The following is a 12831-nucleotide window of genomic DNA, read 5'->3' as shown; positions in this document are numbered from 1 at the left end:
CGCCGCCCACCACAGGGGAGGCTTGCCCGCCACCAGCACCGCCGTGCGGTAGAATTCCTCCTTGAGGAGCATGGCCTGGGCCGAACCCGAGCCCTCCTCGTGGCTTGCCCCGAACTCGTTGGCGCGCACCCGCTCCATGTCCAGCAGGTAGAAGTGCGTCTCCAGCCCGAAGCTTGCTGCGGCCCACTCCTCCAGGGCGGCCAGTTTGGCCTCCAGGCCGTCCATGTCGGACTCGGCGGCCTGGGAGGCCTCCAGGCAGACCCAGAAGTCCAGGTCGGAACCCTCTGCCTGGGCCAGGGTGCCGAAGCTGCCGATGGTGTAGAGGCCTTCGATGGCCAGAGCGTCCGGGGAGACCGGCGGGGGCTCGGCCCCGGGGAAGAATTCCCGGGCGAGAGCCATGGTCTCGGGGTCCGGATGATATCCCCGGATGCGACAGGGCGGGACCAGGGGGAAGAGCCCAACGGCCTGGTCGAAGAAGTCCGAGTGCAGCAGGAGCGGCAGGAGCGTGAGCAGCCGCGAGCGCGCGGGACCGAGGACCCGGCGGCCGAACGTCATGCGCCGGGTGTTCTCCGCGGCGTGGACGCCCAGCCGCCCGAGGGTCTCCCGGCGGGCCGCCCAGGCCTCCAGCGCGTCGCGCGACGGTTCCTGGGCTGGAAGAGGCCCCTCTCCCGGCGGGCCGATCAGCTCCCGGTGCAGGGTGACGCGGGCCAAATCCGCGAAGAAGGGCTCCCCTCCGGACACGTCCCAGGCCTCGGCCCGGACCGCCTGGCATCCCGGGCTGGATGCGGACTCGAACACGCTGCGCCAGATGCGCGCGCCGTCGAACAGGCAGGAGACGAAGGCCGCGCCCCGTGCCTCCACGCCGTCCAGGCGCGCGCCGGAGAAATCGCAGGCCTTGAGTTCGCAGCGGGTCAGGGTCACGCGGCTCAGGCGCGCCCCGGCGAACCCGGCGGCCCGCGCCGACAGCTCCACGAAGGCGGTGTCGCGCAGCACGGACTCAGCCAGGGAGCAGGACTGGAAGGTGCAGCGCACGAACGTGCAGCCCCAGAACGCGGCGCCCTCCAGGGAAACGCCCTCGAAGAGGCAGTCGCGGAAGCTCGCCTGGACAAAGCTCCGGCCGCCCAGGAGCGTCCCGGCGAAAACGCACCCCTGGAAGGCCGCCCCTTCCACGCGCCTGGTCCGGAAGTCCTCCGCCTCGTAGCGCCGCTCGCGCACCACCTGCCCCCGGCCTGGCGCGTCGTCGTCGCGCTCCAGTTCCATGAGCTCGCCGTGCCCTGGCCCGGTCTTGCGCAGGAAGCCGAGCAGCCTCTGCTCCCGGGGCGGATCGGCCGGGGGCTCTTCACCCCCAGCGGACGCGGGAGGTTCGGGGGGGACGTGCAGGCCTGCCCGGCGCGCGCCGAGAGGGATGGGAGGCGCTTCGCGGACCGCCTCCGGCCCGGGACCGGGCTTCTCGCCCCCGCCCGGGTTCAGGCTCCGCGCCCTGGCCAGGCCCAGCGGGTCGGCCTGGGAAACGCGGGCCAGCGCCAGGCGCAACGCCTCGGCCTGGAGGGGTCCGGGCAGGCGCTTCAGGAAGGAGGCAAGCGTCCGGGGATCGAAGAGGGCCACGGTCCCGGCCATGGCGGCACGCAACTCCGGCCTGCCTTGAAAGAGCATGGCCGAGGCCGAGGCCGACTTGTCCGGCGCCTGGGCCGACACCGCCGCGAGGCATGATCCGGCGGTTTCCGGGGTGGCCGTTGCCAGCAGCTGCGAGAGGACAGCGCCGCGCTGGGACGCGGCATGCTCCGGAGGTTTCCGGTCAGGCGATTCGGACTCGGGGAGGGCTGCCCGGAACGGAGCGCCCAGGATGGCGCAGGCGTGGACGGCGTGGCCGCCGGACATCAGGTCCGCAGCCAGGGCCACGGCCTCCTGCCGCAGCCCCAGAAGCTCCGTCCAGGCGACAGCCTCCGCAGGCTCGGGCGGGGTCTCCCCGCCGTCGGCCCCGGCGGCTGGGAGCAAGGAGCGGCCGATGCGTCCCTCCCTGAGGGCTTCGCGCAGGGGATGCGCCAGGCCCGGCTGCACGTCGGCGTGGGACTGCAGGAAACGCCGGGCCTGCCCGTGTCCGCACCCCGCCGCCTGGGCCAGCAGGTCGAAGGCCGGCACGGGGTCGCCGTGCAGCCCGTGGGCCAGCTCCAGGAGCATCTGGTTGGCCAGGCCCAGGGCCGCGGAGGCGTCCAGGGTCTGGGAAGCTCCGGCTGATCCGGCCGGATCGTGCGCGCCTTCCCGGACCAGGCGCGCGGCCAGGATCAGTCCGAAACGGCCCAGCCGGGCCAGACAGTCGAAGGCCTTGCGGGCGGTCTCGCGCCCCGGCTGTCGCGCCAGATCGTCCAGGGAGAGGGCAAGAGCGGTCCCCAGTTGGGCGGAGAGGGCGTGGAAGGGGACGGACAAGGCGGCCTGGAGCCTGTCCAGGGCCTGGCCCAGATGATCGCGGGACTCGTCGGAGCGGTCGCCCCTGCGGCCCAGCACGGCCACCCGCTCGGCCAGGTGGCGCAGTTCGATCCCGGCGTCCTGCCGGGACCAGGAGGATTCGTCCGCTTTCTGGCCCTGCAAAGCTTCACTCCCGCGAAAAGGGACGTACGTTCGCGCAAGATTTCCCCAATCGGCCCCGTTTATCAAGGCCCAATGCGCCGTGTGTCAAAAGTCGTGCAAGCGACTTCCAATTGCCTGGTGTCCCTCTATCCACTACATGCGCACCATGCGGGAAAACACTATGGGGCATGCCGCGAGAGCGGCCCGGAACCGTCGCGACCTCCCCTTCGGGGGACTGGGCATCTGCCTGGACGCGGTGCTGTTCCGGGCCGCACGCATGGCCCGTTCCCGCTTCGTCGATCCCGAGACGGCCGGAAAGGCGAGAGTCCGGCCGTTTGAGGTCCCCTTGTGGGGCGTCGAGATGATGGTTGCCTATTGCCGGTTCACCCGGGCCGGCTGAAAACCTCTGGCAGGAGGACACACATGTCACTGGAAAGGCGAGATTTCCTCAAACTGACCGCTGCCGCGGCAACGGTCACGGCCTTCGGCGGCCTGGGGCTGGACCTGACCACGGTCCACGCGGCCGCCGAGCTGGCCAAGCTCAAGGGCAGCAAGCAGACCACCTCGGTGTGCTGCTACTGCTCCGTGGGCTGCGGCCTCATCGTCTCCACGGCCGACGGCGGCAAAGGCCGCGCGGTGAACGTGGAAGGCGACCCCGACCATCCCATCAACGAGGGGTCCCTGTGCCCCAAGGGCGCGTCCATCTGGCAGCTCACGGAGAACGACCGGCGCATCACCAAGGTGCTCTACCGCGCCCCCAACTCCGACAAGTGGCAGGAAAGACCTACGACTGGGCCCTGAAGGAAATCGCCAAGCGCGTGAAGAAAACGCGTGACGCCGCCTTACAGGCCAAGAACGCCAAGGGCATGGAAGTGAACCGCCTGGAGGCCATCGCCTCGGTGGGTTCCGCCGCCATGGACAACGAGGAGTGCTGGATCTACCAGCAGATGCTCCGGGCTCTGGGCCTTACCTACATCGAACATCAGGCCCGTATCTGACACAGCGCTACTGTGGCGGCTCTGGCAGAGTCGTTCGGACGCGGCGCGATGACGAATCACTGGATCGACATCAAGAACAGTGATGCAGTGTTGATAATCGGCTCCAACCCGGCCGAAAACCATCCCATCTCCTTCAAGTGGGTGATGCGGGCCAAGGACGCTGGCGGCAAGGTCATCGTCGTGGATCCCCGCTTCACCAAATCGGCGGCCAAGGCCGACCTCTACGCCCCCATCCGGTCGGGCTCGGACATCGGCTTCTTCGGCGGCTTCATCAACTACATCATCGCCAACAACATGATGTTCAAGGACTACGTGGTGAACTACACCAACGCGTCCTACATCCTGGGCGACAAGTACGAATTCAAGGACGGCATGTTCTCGGGCTTCGACGCGGCCAAGAAGGCCTACGACAAGTCCGCCTGGGCCTTCGCCCGCGACGCCGAAGGCAACGTGAAGAGAGACCCCTCCCTCCAGGACCCCAAGTGCGTCTTCCAGGTCATGAAGAAGCACTACGAGCGCTACACCCTGGACAACGTCTCCAAGATCACCGGCTGCCCCAAGGACAAGCTGGAGGAAGTCTACAAGACCTTCGGCGTCACCGGCGCCCCCGACAAGACGGGCACCGTGCTCTACGCCATGGGCCAGACCCAGCACACCGTGGGCGTGCAGAACATCCGCGCCATGTCGCTGGTGCAGCTGCTCCTGGGCAACATCGGCACGGCCGGCGGCGGCATCAACGCCCTGCGCGGCGAAGCCAACGTGCAGGGCTCCACGGACCAGGGACTCCTGTTCCACATCCTGCCCGGCTACATGCCCACCCCTGCGGCCTCCATGGGCGACCTCAAGACCTACGTCGAGAAGGTCACCCCCAAGACCAAGGACCCCAAGTCGGCCAACTGGTGGGGCAACCGGCCCAAGTACATCGCCAGCTACCTCAAGGCCATCTACCCCAAGCAGAAGCCTGAGGACGCCTACAAGTGGCTGCCCAAGTGCGAAGACGGCAAGGACTACTCCTGGCTCTCGCTCTTCGACGCCATGTACAACGGCGCCTTCAAGGGCTTCTTCGCCTGGGGCCAGAACCCCGCCGCCTCCACGGCCAACGCCAACAAGGTCCGCCAGGCGCTGGGCAAGCTCGACTGGATGGTCACGGTGAACATCTTCGACACCGAGACCGCCTCCTTCTGGAAAGGCCCGGGCATGAACCCCAAGAAGATCAAGACCGAGGTCTTCTTCCTGCCCTGCTGCGTGTCCATCGAGAAGGAAGGCTCCATCTCCAACTCGGGCCGCTGGATGCAGTGGCGCTACCCCGGACCCAAGCCCCTGGGCAACACCAAGCCCGACGGCGACCTGATCTACGAACTCTTCGAAGAGATCAAGAAGCTCTACGCCGCCGACAAGAAGGCCGTGTTCCCCGAGCCCATCATGAACCTCAACTGGGACCACGCCACCAACCACATCTTCGATCCTCACAAGGTCGCCAAGCTCATCAACGGCTACTTCCTTGAGGAAAAGAAGATCGGCGACAAGACCTTCAAGGCCGGCGACCCCGTGCCCGCCTTCGCCATGCTCCAGGACGACGGCTCCACCTGCTCGGGCAACTGGATCTACTGCGCCTCCTACACCGACAAGAACATGTCGGCCCGGCGCGACAAGACCCAGACCCCCATGCAGGAGAAGATCGGCCTCTTCCCGGGGTGGACCTGGGCCTGGCCGGTCAACCGCCGCATCCTGTACAACCGCGCCTCCGTGGACCCGCAGGGCAAGCCCTACCAGCCCCAGAAGCCGGTCATCGAATGGCAGGACGGCAAGTGGGTGGGCGACGTGCCCGACGGCCCCTGGGCCCCCATGGCCGACGACAAGGCCGGGCGCAACCCCTTCATCATGACCACCGACGGCTACGCCCAGCTCTACGGCCCCGGGCGCAACGACGGTCCCTTCCCCGAATACTACGAGCCCCTGGAGTGCCCGATCCCCGAGCATCCGTTCTCCAAGGTGCTGCACAACCCCACGGCGCTGGTGTTCCAGGGTCCCACCGAGACCAGGGCCGTTTGCGACCCGCGCTTCCCGTTCGTGTGCTCCACCTATCGGGTCACCGAACACTGGCAGACCGGCGTCATGACCCGCTGGACCCCCTGGCTGCTCGAAGCCGAGCCCCAGATGTTCGTGGAAATGAGCCCCGAACTGGCCAAGCTGCGCGGCATCAACGGCGGCGACAAGTGCACCGTGGAAAGCGCGCGCGGCTCGCTGTGGGCCATCGCCATCGTCACGGAGCGCCTGCAGCCCATGCAGGTCATGGGACAGACCGTGCACATGGTGGGCATTCCCTGGCACTACGGATGGGTCTTCCCCAAGGAAGGCGGCGACTCCGCCAACCTGCTCACCCCCTCGGTGGGCGACCCGAACACCGGCATTCCCGAGACCAAGGCCTTCATGGTCAACGTGAAAAAGGCCTAGGGAGGTAGACGAACATGCCAGGAAAGACCTTCTTCGTGGACCTCTCCAGGTGCACCGCCTGCCGCGGCTGCCAGATCGCGTGCAAGCAGTGGAAACAGCTCCCCGCGGAGCAGACCAAGAACACCGGTTCCCACCAGAACCCCCCCGACCTCTCGGCCGTCACCCTCAAGGTGGTGCGCTTCAAGGAAGTGGGCAACCGTGGGGACGACTTCAAGTGGCTCTTCCTGCCCGACCAGTGCCGCCACTGCGTGGACGCGCCCTGCAAGGACGCGGGCGACGGCATCGTCAAGGACGCCATCACCCAGGACAAGGAAACCGGAGCGATCATCTTCACCGAGAAGACCAAGGGCCTGCCCTTCGACACCATCAAGGGCGCCTGCCCCTACGACATCCCCAGGCAGGACCCCAAGACCAAGATCATGACCAAGTGCGACATGTGCAACGACCGCGTCCTGGCAGGCCAGCTGCCCGCGTGCGTCAAAACCTGCCCCACCGGCGCCATGAACTTCGGAGAGCGCGAGGAAATGCTGGCCATGGCCAAGAAGCGCTTCGAGGAGATCAAGAAAACCAAGCCCAAGGCAGTGCTCGTGGACTACGACCAGGTTCGGGTGGTCTTCCTCACGGAATACGCCCCCAACCTCTACCACAAGACCCTCATGTCCGACGCCGAACCCCGGGGACTCACCCGTTTCGCCGTCCTGGACAAGCTGCTCGCCCCCCTGCGCCAGGCAAGGGGCTAGCCGGATAGCCGCCAAGCCCCGGCCGCGCGTGCGGCCGGGGCACGCCGTCCCCCACCGGCGGCGGCCTTCGACTCGGGCGGGCCGGACCTCCGGCCGTTTTCCGACGGGACTGGACCTCCCACTTCGGAAAGCGGCAGGGCCGGCCCGCCCCTTTTGCCGGGCCGGAAGCCGCCCTCCTGGGGCCGGAAGGGGTCGCCAGCCCCCGCGTTCCCAACCCCGTGCTGCGCCTTTCGCCCCGATGAGACCGCTTCCGCCCGCCCGGAAGCGCTGACGGGCCGCCCTTAGGCCCTTTCCGGGGCTTTCCCGACGCCCGTGACGCCCCGCGCCTGGACGGCCCGTGCGGGCTCTGATAGAAAAACGGGAAACCCGTGAGTCAGGTTCAAAGACCGTCCGTCCGTCCGTCTTGAGAGCCCGGGTCATCCCGTCAATCGCCGACCACGGAGCGACGATGCCTCAACACGACCATCCTGCGGACGGACTTGCACGTCGCAACGAGGAGCTGGAACGCCGCGTTCGCGAGCTGGAGCATGCCCTGGCCCGGGAGCGCGGTTGCGAAGACGCGTGCGCTCCACCCCACCCCAAGCCCTCGTTCCACGCCGGACCGGACATCTCAGGCCCCCATGCGGGACGCGAAGAACTCCTTCGGATCTTCGTAGAGCACGCCCCGGCCTCCATCGCCATGCTGGACTGCTCCATGCGCTACATCGCCGTGAGCGAACGCTGGAAGAGCGACTACGGCTTCCAAGGCCGTGATCTGGAAGGCCTGGGCCACTACGAGGTGTTCCCGGAAATCCCGGAACGCTGGAAGGCCATCCACGTCCGCTGCCTGGCCGGAGCCGTGGAACGCGCCGAGGAGGACCCCTTCGCCCGCGCCGACGGCGCCATCCAATGGCTGCGCTGGGAGGTGCGACCCTGGCGGCGGCCCTCCGGGGCAATCGGGGGCATCGTGATCTTCAGCGAGGACATCACCGCGCGCAAACAGGCCGAACTGGAACTCGCGCGGGTGAACTACCTGCTCTCGGCCCTGGTGGAGGCCATCCCCTCCCCCATCTACGCCAAGGACCGCGAGGGGCGCCTGATCCTGGCCAACCGGGCCGTCCTGGAACTGCTCGGCCGCGACGCCTCCCAGGCTCTCGGCAAGACATCCGGGGAGATGCACCCCTCCGCGATCGGGCGCGAACACATGGAAAACGACGCCCTCGTCATGGAAAGCGGCATCCCTTCCTACTTCGAGGAGACCTCGCTGGGCCCGGCAGGCCTCAGGCACTGGGTCTCCATCAAGGCCCCGCACCGCGACGCCTCGGGCGAGGTGGCCGGTGTGGTGGGCGTCTCCCTGGAGATCACCGACCAGAAGAACCTCGAGGAGGAGCTGCGCCAGAGCCGCGAAGACCTCTGCCGAGCCCAGGCCGTGGCCCATGTGGGCAGCTGGCGGCTCGACGTGCGCCGCGACAGGCTCACCTGGTCCGATGAGAACTACCGCATCTTCGGCGTGCCCCCGGGCACGCCCATGACCTACGAATCCTTCCTGGAGCGCGTGCATCCCGAAGACCGCGCCGAAGTGCACCGCCAATGGAGCGCCGCACTGCGCGGAGAACCCTACGACATCGAGCACCGCCTCGCGAAGGACGACGGCAGCATCTGGGTGCGCGAGCGCGCCGAACTGGAATTCGCCCCCGACGGCACGCTCCTGGGCGGATTCGGCACCTCCCAGGACGTGACCGGACGCAAGCTGGCCGAACAGGCGCTGCGCGAGGCCAAGGAGGCGGCCGACCTCGCCAACCGCGCCAAAAGCGACTTCCTGGCCAGGATGAGCCACGAGATCAGAACGCCCATGAACGCCATCCTGGGCATGACGGAACTGGCGCTCCACGCGGCCCGGGACCCGCTCCAGCGAGACCACCTGGAAACCGCCATGGACTCGGCACGGGCGCTGTTGGGCATCGTCAACGACATCCTCGACCTCTCCCGCATCGAGGCAGGCAAGCTGGCCCTGGTTCCCGCCCGGTTCGACCTGCACGAACTGGCCCGCGCCCTGGTGAAAACCCTGGCCGTGACGGCGGCCCCAAAGGGGCTGGACCTGCTGCTCCGCATGGACCCCGAGGTTCCACGCCACGTGCTGGGCGATGCGGGCCGCCTGCGCCGGGTGCTGCTCAACCTGCTGGGCAACGCCGTGAAGTTCACCACGCAGGGCTCGGTGACCCTCAGCGTGGCCCCCGCGCCGCAGGACGCCCCGGACCGCCACTCGTTGGATTTCACCGTCTCCGACACCGGGCCCGGAATCCCCGACGCCCTGCGCGCGCGCATCTTCGACCCCTTCATGCAACATGCCCCCGGGGAACGCCCCGCCGAGGGCACCGGCCTGGGGCTGGCCATCGCCCGGGGCCTTGCCCAGGCCTTGGGGGGGGACGTCTTCCTGGAGCAGACCACGGAAACCGGCAGCCGCTTCGTCTGCCGAGTCCCCCTGCCGCCGGCCGACGGACCGAAGGCGCACCAGGGCGAGACGAGCCGGTACTTGTGCGTCAGTCGGCCCCTCACGGTGCTGGCCGTGGACGACAACCGCATCAACCTCAAGGTGGTGGCCGCCCTGCTGGCGCGGCTGGGGCACCGGTGCGTCCAGGCGACGAGCGGCGCGCAGGCCCTTGTCCTGCTGGCCGAACCGGGCGCGCGCTACGACGCGGTGCTCATGGACATCGAGATGGACGGCATGGATGGCTTCGAGACCACGCGTCGCATCCGTGCGGGCGAGGCGGGGGAGCCCCACAGGGACGTGCGCGTGGCGGCCCTGTCGGCCCACGCCCTGCCCAGCTTCAAGGAGCGCTGCCTCGCCGAAGGCATGGACGACTTCCTCCCAAAACCCGTCGGCCTGGCCGATCTGGCCCTGGCCCTGGGCAACGCCGCGCCCGGCCCCTGAGCCCCGCGCGGCCGCGCACCGTAAAGCTCGCCGCATGCGGCCGCGAAGCCCAGACAAGCGCAACAAATCCTGGCGATTTCCACGCATTTCGTCTATTCATGAGCATCCTATCAAGGCAGGTCGACAATGAGACTACGCATCCAGGCCCTGATGCTGTTGTTTTGCCTTCTTCAGCATTCGCTCGTCCTCGCTGGGGACGCATCGGTTTCGCCCTCCATGAAGCCCCTGGCCGTGGGCCAGGCCCTCCCGGACCTCGCCTTCAAGGCCCCGCTCTCCGATTCCGAAGCGAAGGAACTGGGGATCGAGCCCGGAAAACCCTTCTCTTTCAAGGACATCAAGGCCCAGGCCGTCATCCTGGTGGTCTTCTCCATGTACTGCCCCTTCTGCCAGCGCGACGCCCCCGAACTGGCCAAGATGCACCAGGCCATCAAGGACCGGGGGCTCGCCGGCAAGGTGAAGCTGGTGGGCCTGGGCGCGGGCAACTCGCCCTTCGAGGTGAACGTCTTCCGGGAGAAGTTCACCCTGCGCCTGCCGCTCATCCCGGACCAGGATTTCTCCGCCTACAAGGCCCTCGGCCAGGTGGGAACCCCCTACTACTACGTGCTGGCGCGCTCTGGTCCGGGCTTCACGGTGGTCGACGGCCATCTGGGCTGCGTTTCCTCGGCCGAGACCTTCCTGAACCAGGCCCTGGCCAAGACGGGCATCGGAGGCAAATGACCATGCGGAGTCTCGCCTTCCCCCTGGCCCTGCTCCTGTCCCTGCTCCCGGCGGCGGCCGCCGCCCAGAAGGCCGTGCCGCCTGAACTGATCTACCAGCCCGGGACGCTCAAGCCCGTGGACTCCGTGCTGGCCGTCAAGGTGGGCGACAAGGCCCCGGACTTCGATCTGCCCGCAACCGACGGCTCCCGCGCGCGCCTCTCCGATTATCTGGGGAAGAAGAACCTGGTGCTCTCCTTCGTGCCCGCCGCCTGGACCCCCGTGTGCTCCGGCCAGTGGCCCGGCTACAACCTCGCGAAGGAACTCTTCGAGAAACACGACGCGGCCTTGCTGGGCGTCACCTGCGACAATGTGCCCGGCCTCAACGCCTGGATCGTGGAGATGGGCGGGGTGTGGTTCAAGGCCGCCTCGGACTTCTGGCCCCACGGCGCGCTGGCGGCGAAGCTGGGCGTCCTGCGCTCCGAGGGCGTGTCGGAGCGGGCGCTCTTCGTCATCGACAAGGCCGGGGTCATCCGCTTCATCGACGTGCACGACATCAACGCCCGGCCGGACCTTGGCCAGCTGGCCCAGGCCCTGGCGGACCTGAAATGAGGCGCCCGGCCCTGGCCGCAGCGGCCTTGCTGCTCCTGGCGCTGATTCTCCCGCTGGCGGCCTGCCAGCCCCCGCCGCCCCCCCAGCCCCAGACGGGGAAGCTCGGCATCACGCCCACGGAGGTCCGCATCGGCGCGAGCCTGCCCCTCTCGGGCCACGCCGCCTATCTGGGGCAGGAGACCCTGCGCGGGGCCACGTCCTACCTGAGCCACGTGAACGCCCGGGGCGGCGTGCACGGACGCCAGATCACCCTGGTGGTCCACGACGACGGCTACGACCCGCCCCGCTGCGTGGCCAACACCCAGCGCCTGATCGTGGAGGACGGCGTCTTCGCCCTCTCCTGCTACGTGGGCACGCCCACCACCACCCGGATACTTCCCATGCTCTCCGAGGCGCGCATCCCCCTGGTGGGCTCCTTCACCGGCGCCTACGACCTGCGCGAGCCCTTCCAGCGCTACGTGATCAACGTGCGTCCCTCCTACTACCAGGAAACGGCCGCCGCCGTGGGCCACCTCATCGAGAACCTGGGCCTCAAGCGCATCGGCGTGTTCTACCAGTTCGACGCCTACGGCTTCGACGGCCTCAAGGGAGCGGAGCTGGCCCTGAAGACCTACGGCATGGCCCCCGTGGCGCGTGGCTCCTACGTGCGCGGCACCATGGACGTGGAGGACGGCCTCTGGAAAATCCTGGAGAGCCAGGCCCAGGCCGCCGTGATCATCGGCACCTCGGCCCCTTCGGCCAAGTTCATCAAGCTCGCGCGCGAGCACAACCCCGACATGGTCTTCTACGCGGTCTCCTTCGTGGGCGCGGAGGAGATCGCCAAGGCCCTGGGCCCCGACGAACGCGCCAAGGTTCTCGTCTCCCAGGTGATGCCCCCGCCCGACCTCCCCGAGACCCAGGCCCTGCTCTGGGGCGTCAAGGAATACGACGACCTGCTCAACCAGTCCTACCCGGGCCACCCGCCCACGGCCGTGGGCCTGGAAGGCTTCATCAACGCCAAGGTGCTCGTGGAGGGCCTGCGCCGCGCCGGCCCCGACCCGGACCGCGAACGCTTCATCGAGGCCGTGGAGTCCATCCGCGACTACTCCCTGGGCCTTGCCGACACCCTGGCCTACGGCCCCGGCGACCACCAGGGCCTGGAGCGCGTCTACTTCACCAAGCTTGAGAGAGGTCGCTTCGTGCTCGTCACCGACTGGGCCAGGCCCTTCGCCCCGCGCGGCTGCGACTAAGCCCCCACGCGACATGCTCAACCGCGTCCGCAAGCTCTCGCTGCGCAACAAGATCTTCCTGGCCACCGCCGGGGTGATCCTGCTCATCAGCGGCGTCATCGCGCTGCTGGCCCGGGGCATTCTGGTGAACAGCCTGAGCCACGAACTGGAGCAGCGCGGGCTGGCCATCGCCCAGTCCATCGCCGAGCGAGGCGGCGGCTTCATCCTGGATCAGGACCGCGCGGGCCTCGTGGCCCTGCTCTTCGACGCCGCCCAGCTGGGTGAGCGCAAGGCCCTGGTGGCCTACATCTTCATCGTGGACAACGAGGGGAAGCTGCTCGCCCACACCTTCACCCGCCCCTTCCCCCAGGCGCTGCTCGACGCCGTGGGGCCCGTGGAAAACCAGGACAGCCGCCCGCGCCCCGTGGTCTTCGAGCACGACGAGGCCGTGGACATGTCCGTGCCCGTGCAGGAGGGCATCTACACCCTGGGCCGGGTGCACGTGGGCCTGCGCCAGAGCCACATGGACTCCCTGGTCTCCAAGCTGCGGCTCACCTTCCTTGGCTTCATCTCCCTGGTGGTGGTGATCATCTTCTTCATCGCCCTGGTCCTCTCGGGCTATGTGGTGGACCCCCTCACCAAGCTCAC

Annotated in this window: 7 protein-coding genes and 2 pseudogenes; 8 read left to right on the top strand and 1 reads right to left on the bottom strand. The window is 68.3% G+C overall.

The window, feature by feature from the left end:
• A partial coding sequence (locus ACV4UX_RS14000; protein ID WP_491593895.1) for a pentapeptide repeat-containing protein occupies positions 1-2586 on the bottom strand: 2586 nt, incomplete at its 3' end.
• Positions 2587-2722: 136 nt separating this feature from the next.
• Between ACV4UX_RS14000 and ACV4UX_RS13995 the strand changes: the two genes are divergently transcribed.
• The 8 genes and pseudogenes from ACV4UX_RS13995 to ACV4UX_RS13960 all read left to right on the top strand — a co-directional run.
• On the top strand, positions 2723-2965 hold the full coding sequence (locus tag ACV4UX_RS13995; protein ID WP_491593894.1) for a hypothetical protein: 243 nt from the start codon (positions 2723-2725) through the stop codon (positions 2963-2965).
• Between the two features lie 23 nt (positions 2966-2988).
• Positions 2989-6017, top strand: a pseudogene (gene fdnG / locus ACV4UX_RS13990) (formate dehydrogenase-N subunit alpha).
• Positions 6018-6031: 14 nt separating this feature from the next.
• Positions 6032-6757 (top strand): 4Fe-4S dicluster domain-containing protein, encoded by a 726-nt coding sequence (locus ACV4UX_RS13985; protein ID WP_491593893.1) that lies wholly within the window; start codon positions 6032-6034, stop codon positions 6755-6757.
• 448 nt (positions 6758-7205) lie between these two features.
• On the top strand, positions 7206-9668 hold the full coding sequence (locus ACV4UX_RS13980; protein WP_491593892.1) for a PAS domain-containing protein: 2463 nt from the start codon (positions 7206-7208) through the stop codon (positions 9666-9668).
• A gap of 216 nt (positions 9669-9884) precedes the next feature.
• Positions 9885-10385, top strand: a complete 501-nt coding sequence (locus tag ACV4UX_RS13975) for a TlpA family protein disulfide reductase (RefSeq protein WP_491593891.1) — start codon at positions 9885-9887, stop codon at positions 10383-10385.
• 2 nt (positions 10386-10387) lie between these two features.
• On the top strand, positions 10388-10975 hold the full coding sequence (locus tag ACV4UX_RS13970) for a peroxiredoxin (protein WP_491593890.1): 588 nt from the start codon (positions 10388-10390) through the stop codon (positions 10973-10975).
• Positions 10972-12204, top strand: a complete 1233-nt coding sequence (locus ACV4UX_RS13965; RefSeq protein WP_491593889.1) for an ABC transporter substrate-binding protein — start codon at positions 10972-10974, stop codon at positions 12202-12204. Before ACV4UX_RS13970 ends, ACV4UX_RS13965 begins: the two co-directional genes overlap by 4 nt.
• A 13-nt stretch (positions 12205-12217) precedes the next feature.
• Positions 12218-12831, top strand: a pseudogene (locus tag ACV4UX_RS13960) (ATP-binding protein); the annotation flags it as partial.

The organism is Fundidesulfovibrio sp., assembly GCF_058402725.1.
Note: the sequence above shows the minus strand (reverse complement) of the source record. Positions and strands in the feature narration are given on the sequence as shown.

Coding starts and splice junctions, on each gene's coding strand:
- ACV4UX_RS13995 (WP_491593894.1), top strand. CDS start 2,723: ATGCGCACCATGCGGGAAAACACTATGGGGCATGCCGCGAGAGCGGCC.
- ACV4UX_RS13985 (WP_491593893.1), top strand. CDS start 6,032: ATGCCAGGAAAGACCTTCTTCGTGGACCTCTCCAGGTGCACCGCCTGC.
- ACV4UX_RS13980 (WP_491593892.1), top strand. CDS start 7,206: ATGCCTCAACACGACCATCCTGCGGACGGACTTGCACGTCGCAACGAG.
- ACV4UX_RS13975 (WP_491593891.1), top strand. CDS start 9,885: ATGAAGCCCCTGGCCGTGGGCCAGGCCCTCCCGGACCTCGCCTTCAAG.
- ACV4UX_RS13970 (WP_491593890.1), top strand. CDS start 10,388: ATGCGGAGTCTCGCCTTCCCCCTGGCCCTGCTCCTGTCCCTGCTCCCG.
- ACV4UX_RS13965 (WP_491593889.1), top strand. CDS start 10,972: ATGAGGCGCCCGGCCCTGGCCGCAGCGGCCTTGCTGCTCCTGGCGCTG.